This is a genomic window from Streptomyces sp. BE303, from assembly GCF_036290945.1.
In the GTDB taxonomy this organism is placed as follows: Bacteria; Actinomycetota; Actinomycetes; order Streptomycetales; family Streptomycetaceae; genus Kitasatospora.
Genome location: NZ_JAQYWZ010000586.1, coordinates 1 through 374, shown reverse-complemented (window position 1 = coordinate 374; position 374 = coordinate 1). Strand labels below are relative to the sequence as shown.

The window sequence follows — 374 nt, the reverse complement described above, 5'->3', positions numbered from 1 at the left end:
CCGCTCCGGTGGCTTCAACCGTGACCGTGACGACCGTGGCGGCTTCAACCGCGACCGTGGGGACCGTCCGTCCTTCAACCGTGACCGTGACGACCGCGGTGGCCGCTCCGGTGGCTTCTACCGTGCCCGTGACGACCGAGTCGGCGTCAGCCGCGACCGGGGGGACCGTCCGGCCGTCGACGGAGGCCGTGACGCCCGCGGTGGCCGCGGCGGGGGGTTCTAGCGTGTCCGTGACGACCGGGGCGGCTTCATCCGCGACCGTGGGGACCGTCCGTCCTTCAACCGTGACCGTGACGACCGCGGGGGCCGCGCCGGTGGCTTCAACCGGGACCGTGACGACCGTGGCGGCTTCAACCGCGACCGTGGGGACCGTG

At 73.5% G+C, this 374-nt stretch carries 1 pseudogene; it reads right to left on the bottom strand.

The annotated features are described in order from the left end of the window. Positions 1-374, bottom strand: a pseudogene (locus tag PUR56_RS12935) (hypothetical protein); the annotation flags it as partial.